Raw genomic sequence first — 6,240 nt, forward strand, 5'->3', positions numbered from 1 at the left:
CGGAGAAAAACGGGGAAAGGATAAACCACGCGGCCCGCATGCGCCAAAGCACATGCGGGCCGCGTGAGGGAGCCGCTCAACGTGGGAATGGCCGGATCAGGCCGATGCCGCGCCGCGCTTGGCGGGGAACAGGCGCCGGAAGATCCGCACGAACGCGAGGCCGTGCTGCGCCCAGAAGCCTTCGCCGTAGGACACGCCCTCGACCTGGTCGCGGATGCCGGTCGGCTCGACCGTGCGGTTCCACGACGCGGTGCCGAACATCATGTCCCACCACGGAAACAGCACGCCGAAGTTGCAGCCGTACTTCGTGCCTTCGTGGCCGTAGCCGACCGCGTGGTGGCGCCGGTGGAAGATCGGGCTCACGAGCAGGCGCTCGCCGAGCCAGCCGAACGGCAGCCGCGCATTCGTGTGCTGAATGCTCTGCATGAAGTTGGTGAACGCGGTCAGCACGACGAACTGCGACGGCGTCACGCCGATCACGAGCGCGATCGCCGCGAAGAAGCACGACTGGATCACGTCGTCGAGCACGTGGTTGCGGTCGTCGCACCACAGCGACATCTGGCGCTGGCTGTGATGCACCGCGTGCAGCTCCCACCAGATACCGAACTTGTGCTGCCAGCGGTGATACCAGTAGCCGGCGAAATCGAGCACGACGAGATAGATCGCGAACGTGACGATCGGCTTCGAGGTCACGCCCGGCCACAGGTAGTCGAGGTTGAGGTTCGCGACGCCATGCAGGCGCAGCCACGCCTGGAAGTTGTCGAACAGCGGCTGCAGCGCGAAGAAGAAGAACAGCGAGTAGATGCCGAGCTTCGCGATCGCCGTGTAGATCACGTCGACCCGCACGGCACGGCGGTTCGTCCAGCGCTCGACGGGCAGCAGCGCCTCGAGCGGGCGCAGCAGCACGAACATCAGCACCATCTGCAGCGCGCCGACGATCACCCAGTACAGCGCGTCGTAGGTGTCCTCGTCATAGTCCATCAGGTTGAACTTGAAGAGGAGCGGCTGCACGACGTCGACGTACAGCCAGGTCTGGATATCCGATACGAATGCATCGATCAGGTGCAGCATCGCTCTCCCCCGCCCGTCACGCGCCGTTCGCGGCGCGCCACGGCGCGCGGTCGTAGAAATAGATGCCGTGCGGCGAGCGGCCGACGGCAATCGTCTGCACCAGCTTGCGCGACGCCAGGTCGATGATCCCGACCTTCTTCGCGAAGCGGAACGTCACCCACAGCGTCTTCTTGTCGGCGGACAGCTCCATGTCGTCCGGGCCCGGCAGCAGGCCGGTGATGTCGCCGACGTTGGTGAGCGTGTTCTCGTCGATGATGCTGATCGTGTTCGCGACCCGGTTCGTCACCGCGACGTGCGTGCCGTCGGCGAGCGAGCGGAAGTTGTGCGCGCCCTTGCCGGTGTAGATCTGCTTGACGACCTTCTGGTTGCGCCAGTCGACCACCGCGACGTAATCCGCGCCGGTCATGCCGACGAGCAGGTATTTGTCGTCCGGCGTGAGCCACAGGCCGGCCGGCACCTTGCCGACCTTCATCTTCCACTTGACCGTCTGCGTCGGCAGGTCGATCGCCGCGATCTCGCCGGAGACCTGCAGCGACACGAGCAGCGTCTTGCTGTCCTTCGTGAACGCGAGGTGGCTCGGCATCACTTCCAGCGGCACGCGCTTCACGAGCTTCAGGTCGCGGCCGTCGTAGCCGTAGATGTCGACGCGGTCGAGGCGCAGGCCGGCGGCCGCGAACCACTTGCGGTCGGGCGAGAAGCCGAGCTGGTAAGGATCGTCGATCCCTTCGACGGTGCGCTGCAGCTTGCCCGTCTTCGGATCGAGGAACATCAGACTGTTCGAGACCGAATTTGCAACGATCAGCGACGAATTGTCGGGCGTCGCCATCAGGTGGTGCGGTTCCTTGCCGGTCGGCATCGTGCCGACGACCTGGCGGGTCTGCTGGTCAATCAGGGAAAGCGTCGCTTCGGCCGAATTGAGGATGATCACGTTATTCGCGTGTGCGGCGGGCGCCAGCACGGCGGCGGCCAGCGCGAGCGTGCGGCCGAGGGAAAGGAAAGTGCGCATGAAGACTCACGTCGTGGAACAACCGTCATTGTAAAACGTTCAACCGGCCCGGCCGGTTGACCGAAGCCGGCTTTGCGCCACTTCGACGCACGCCGCGGCGGCCCTGTCGGCCGGCGCGGCAAGCGCCGCGCGGCCGGCCGGGGCCGGCCGCCGGTGCGGGCCCGGAAAACCGATGTTGCGCTAGCGCTGCATCGACTCCCAGACCTTGTGCAGACGCTTGACAGAGACAGGCATCGGCGTGCGCAGTTCCTGCGCGAACAGCGAAATCCGCAGTTCCTCGAGCAGCCAGCGGAATTCCGCGAGCCGCGCATCGGCGACGCCGCCGCGCTGCGACACCGCGCGCTGGTATTGCTGGGCCAGCGGCAGCAGGTCGGCCGACTGCTTCGCGTCGCGTGCCGGATCGGCCTTCAGCTTGTCGATCCGCAGCGCGATGCCCTTCAGGTAGCGCGGGAAGTGCGCCAGTTGCGCATAGGGCGTGTCGATCACGAAGCGCTTGCCGACCAGCGCGGCGAGCTGCTGCTGCAGGTCCGCATGGGCCTGCGCGAACGGCTTCGCCTGCGCGAGCTTCTTCACGAGCCCCGCGTATTCGGCCAGGATCTGCCCGACCAGCCGCGCGATTTCCTGCGCGAGCAGGTTCAGGCGGCTCCGGCCCTCGTCGCGGCGCGCGTGGAAGCTCGCGTCGTCGTCGGGCAGCGGGTCCTGCAGGCACGCGCGGTCGAGCGCCGTGTCGATCAACTGGTCGCGCAGCTCGTCCTGCGTGCCGAGCGACATGTACTGCATCGCCATCTCGTGCAGGCCCGGCAGGTTCTTCTCGAGGAACTTGATCGGCTCCTTCAGCTGCAGCGCGAACAGCCGCCGCAGGCCAGCCCGGTGGATGCGCGCGGCCTCCTCCGGCGAATCGAACACCTCGACGTCGCAATGCGTACCGCGATCGACGAGCGCCGGGTAGCCGTACAGCGTCTGGCCGCGCCGGCGGATTTCCAGCAGCTCGGGCAGCTTGCCGAAATTCCACGTCGTCAGGTTCTCGTACAGCGCGGTCGCGCCGGCTTCCGCCGGAGCGGCCGTCTGCGGCGCCGCCCCCTTGCCGGCCTTCGCGTTGCGGCCGGCGGCGCCAGCCGTGACGGCCGTGGCCGGCGCCTGGCCGATGGCCTGGCCGTCATCGGCATCGCCGCCGGCCGCGATCGTCGACGCCGCCGCGATCTTCTGGAACTGCTGCTGCGCCTGCGCGCCCAGCTCCTGGCGAAGCTGCGCGAGATTGCGCCCCATCGCGAGCTGGCGGCCGTGCTCGTCGATCACCTTGAAGTTCATGAACAGGTGCGCGGGCAGCGTCTCGAGCTTGAAGTCGGCCGTTTTCATCGCGATTTGCGTCTCGCCGCGCACGTCGGCGATCAGCGCCTCGACGAGCCCGCCCGCGCCGAACCGCTCGCGCCCCATCCGCTCGACGAAGCCGGCCGCGTACTCTGGCAGCGGCACGCAGTGCCGGCGCAGCTTCTGCGGCAGCGACTTCAGCAGCAGCTGCACCTTTTCCTTCAGCATCCCCGGCACGAGCCACTCGCAGCGGCGCGCGTCGACCTGGTTCAGCGCGTACAACGGCACCGCGAGCGTCACGCCGTCGCGCGGCGTGCCGGGCTCGAAGTGATACGTGAGCGCCATCTCGACGCCGGCCATCGTCGCGCGCTTCGGGAACAGCTCGGTCGTCACGCCGGCGGCCTCGTGGCGCATCAGGTCGTCGCGCGACAGGTACAGCAGCCGCAGCTTGTCCTCGGGCTGGCCGCCCTTCTTCACCTCGTCGCGATACCAGCGCTCGAATGCGGCGCCCGTGTGAATCCCTTCCGGAATCGCCTGGTCGTAGTACGCATAGATCAGCTCGTCGTCGACCAGCACGTCCTGCCGGCGCGACTTGTGCTCGAGCTGCTCGATGTCGGTGAGCAGCTTGCGGTTGTGCGCGAAGAACGCGAGCTTCGTGTCGAACTCGCCCTCAACCAGCGCGCCGCGGATGAACAGCTCGCGCGCCCGCGACGGATCCTGCTTGCCGAACGCGACGCGCCGGCGGTGGTAGATCGGCAGCCCGTACAGCGTCGCGCGCTCGTACGCGCTGACCTGCGCCGGGCGCTTTTCCCAGTGCGGCTCGGACAGCGATTTCTTCAGCAGGTGCGCGCCGATCTTCTCGACCCATTCGGGCTCGATCTTCGCGAGGCAACGCGCGTACAGCCGGCTCGTCTCGACGAGTTCGGCCGCCATCACCCAGCGGCCGGCCTTCTTCGCGAGCACCGAGCCCGGCCACAGATAGAACTTGATCCCGCGCGCGCCGAGATAGTGCGGATCGTCGTCGGCCTTCAGGCCGAGGTTGCCGAGCAGGCCCGTCAACAGGGCCAGATGGACCTGTTCGTAGGTCGCCTCGACTTCGTTCAGCCGCCAGCCGTGCTCGCGCACCACGGTCAGCAGCTGCGAATGGACGTCGCGCCACTCGCGCAGCCGCAGGTGCGACAGGAAGTTCTGCCGGCACGCGTCAACGAGCTGGCGGTTCGACTTCTTGTGCGCAACCGCCTCTTCGAACCACGCCCAGATCTTCAGCCACTGCAGGAATTCGGAACGCTCGTCGGCGAACCGGCGGTGCGCCTGGTCGGCCTGCTCCTGCGCCTCGATCGGGCGGTCGCGCGGATCCTGCACGGACAGCGCGCTCGCGATGATCAGTACCTCGCGCAGCGACTGCTGGTCGCGCGCGGCGAGAATCATCCGGCCGACGCGCGGGTCGAGCGGCAGCCGCGCGAGTTCGCGGCCGAGCGGCGTCAGCGCGTTGTCGTCGTCGACCGCGCCGAGCTCGTTGAGCAACTGGTAGCCGTCCGCGATCGCGCGGCCGGGCGGCGGTTCGAGGAACGGGAACGATTCGATCGCCGTCAGGTGCAGCGATTTCATCCGCAGGATCACCGACGCGAGCGACGAGCGCAGGATTTCCGGATCGGTGAAGCGCGCGCGCGCCTGGTAGTCGCTTTCCTCGTACAAGCGGATGCAGACGCCGTCGGCCACGCGGCCGCAGCGGCCCGCGCGCTGGTTCGCGGCGGCCTGCGAGATCGACTCGACCTGCAGCTGCTCGACCTTGTTCCGGTACGAATAGCGTTTCACGCGCGCGAGGCCCGTATCGACGACGTAGCGGATGCCCGGCACCGTCAGCGAGGTCTCGGCCACGTTGGTCGCGAGCACGATCCGGCGCGCGTTCGACGCCTTGAACACCTTGTCCTGATCGGCCGCCGAGAGCCGCGCGAACAGCGGCAGGATCTCGGTGTGCGGCGGATGGTGCTTGCGCAGCGCCTCGGCCGCTTCGCGGATCTCGCGCTCGCCGGGCAGGAACACCAGCACGTCGCCGGGGCCTTCGCGGCACAGCTCGTCGACCGCGTCGACGATCGCGTCCATCAGGTCGCGCTCGGCTTCGCGCGCGGTCTTCACGCGATCGCGGCCGCCCGTGCCTTCCGCGTTCTTCACGGCCGGGCGATCCTCGGCCACGGGCCGGTAGCGCATCTCGACCGGATACAGCCGCCCGCTCACCTCGATCACGGGCGCCGGGCGCTCGTCGGTGCCGAAATGGCGCGCGAAGCGATCGGCGTCGATCGTCGCGGACGTGACGATCAGCTTCAGGTCCGGCCGCCTCGGCAGGATTTCCTTCAGGTAGCCGAGCAGGAAGTCGATGTTCAGGCTGCGTTCGTGCGCCTCGTCGATGATCAGCGTGTCGTACGCCTTCAGCAACGGGTCGGTCTGCGTCTCGGCGAGCAGGATCCCGTCCGTCATCAGCTTCACGGACGCGCCCGGCGCGAGATTGTCGGTAAAGCGCACCTTGTAGCCGACCACTTCGCCGAACGGCGTGCCGAGTTCCTCGGCAATCCGGCGGCCGGTGGACGACGCCGCGAGGCGGCGCGGCTGCGTATGGCCGATCAGGCCGGTGCCGCCGGCGCCGAGGCCGCGGCCGAGATCGAGGCAGATCTTCGGCAGCTGCGTGGTCTTGCCCGAGCCGGTTTCGCCGCAGACGATGACAACCTGATGACCGGCCGGCCAGTGCGACAGCGCCGCTTCGTAAGCCGCGCGAATCGCGCGGGCGTGGCGGGGCGACCTGAAGATTGCGCTCATGTCCCGCTTTGCTGCAGCAAAGCGTCGAGCGACGACATCAGCGC

General features: G+C 67.9%; 3 protein-coding genes. All 3 read right to left on the minus strand.

Features of this window, described 5'->3' with window-relative positions; genetic code table 11:
* Positions 1 to 96 precede the first annotated feature (96 nt).
* A complete protein-coding gene (locus tag G3N61_RS26810) occupies positions 97 to 1,071 on the minus strand; it encodes a sterol desaturase family protein (RefSeq protein ID WP_043190403.1) in 975 nt (324 codons plus the stop codon).
* A gap of 16 nt (positions 1,072 to 1,087) precedes the next feature.
* On the minus strand, positions 1,088 to 2,077 hold the full coding sequence (locus tag G3N61_RS26815; protein ID WP_027786950.1) for a beta-propeller fold lactonase family protein: 990 nt from the start codon (positions 2,075 to 2,077) through the stop codon (positions 1,088 to 1,090).
* Between the two features lie 180 nt (positions 2,078 to 2,257).
* Positions 2,258 to 6,196, minus strand: a complete 3,939-nt coding sequence (gene hrpA, locus G3N61_RS26820) for an ATP-dependent RNA helicase HrpA (RefSeq protein WP_241017923.1) — start codon at positions 6,194 to 6,196, stop codon at positions 2,258 to 2,260.
* Between the last annotated feature and the right edge of the window lie 44 nt (positions 6,197 to 6,240).

Origin of the sequence: Burkholderia sp. Ac-20349 (assembly GCF_017104865.1) — a bacterium.
Lineage (GTDB): Bacteria > Pseudomonadota > Gammaproteobacteria > Burkholderiales > Burkholderiaceae > Burkholderia > Burkholderia aenigmatica.

Coding starts and splice junctions, on each gene's coding strand:
- hrpA (WP_241017923.1), bottom strand. CDS start 6,196: ATGAGCGCAATCTTCAGGTCGCCCCGCCACGCCCGCGCGATTCGCGCG.
- G3N61_RS26815 (WP_027786950.1), bottom strand. CDS start 2,077: ATGCGCACTTTCCTTTCCCTCGGCCGCACGCTCGCGCTGGCCGCCGCC.
- G3N61_RS26810 (WP_043190403.1), bottom strand. CDS start 1,071: ATGCTGCACCTGATCGATGCATTCGTATCGGATATCCAGACCTGGCTG.